The organism is Amycolatopsis sp. SID8362, assembly GCF_010550475.1.
Taxonomy (GTDB): Bacteria; Actinomycetota; Actinomycetes; order Mycobacteriales; family Pseudonocardiaceae; genus Amycolatopsis; species Amycolatopsis eburnea.
The window spans coordinates 1-580 of the sequence record NZ_JAAGNB010000322.1 but is presented as its reverse complement, the minus strand read 5'-3'; the positions used below and the strand labels follow the sequence as shown (position 1 = coordinate 580).

The 580-nt window shown below is 75.7% G+C and carries 1 pseudogene; it reads right to left on the bottom strand.

Annotated elements, in window-relative coordinates:
* Positions 1 to 580, bottom strand: a pseudogene (locus tag G3I65_RS10665) (DNA-binding protein); the annotation flags it as partial.

Sequence of the window (580 nt, the reverse complement as noted above, 5' to 3'; positions counted from 1 at the left end):
CGGCGCAGCTCCTCCGACAGCGGCGCGACCGGCTTGTCCTTGGCGTCGCGCCCGCCGGCCAGCCCCGGCAGCCGCGGCAGCTCCAGCCACGCCTGTGCCAGCGTCATCCAGCGCTGCGCGGTCGGCGACGCGAGCCACGAGTCGGTCAGCGTCGTGGGCACCCACTCCGGCGCGGTCGTCTCGCTGTCGGCGACGAGCCCGGCGCCCACGGCCAGCTCGGCCAGCAGGGTCGCCTGCACCTCGTCGATCTCCAGGTCCTTCGCGAGCTTCTTCAGCTCGCGCACGCCGAGGCCGCCCGACTTGAGCACCGGCGGCGGCGCGGCCGACCACGCCCGCAGCAGGGATTCGGTGTGGCGCAGGAACTCCATCGCCTCGCCGGCCGCGGCCTGGTCCACAGTGGACGGCTGGTGCGGGTGCACCGGCAGGCCGGGCTCGGTGAGCGTCCCGGGCGCGAAGGCCCCGCCGCGCACCGCGATGCCGAGCTCGCGCGGCAGCTCGACGGTCTGGTCGTCGCGGCGCAGCAGCAGCCCGCGGGCCAGCAGCTTCTGCACCGGCGTCTCGGCCTTTTCGAGCGAGAGGT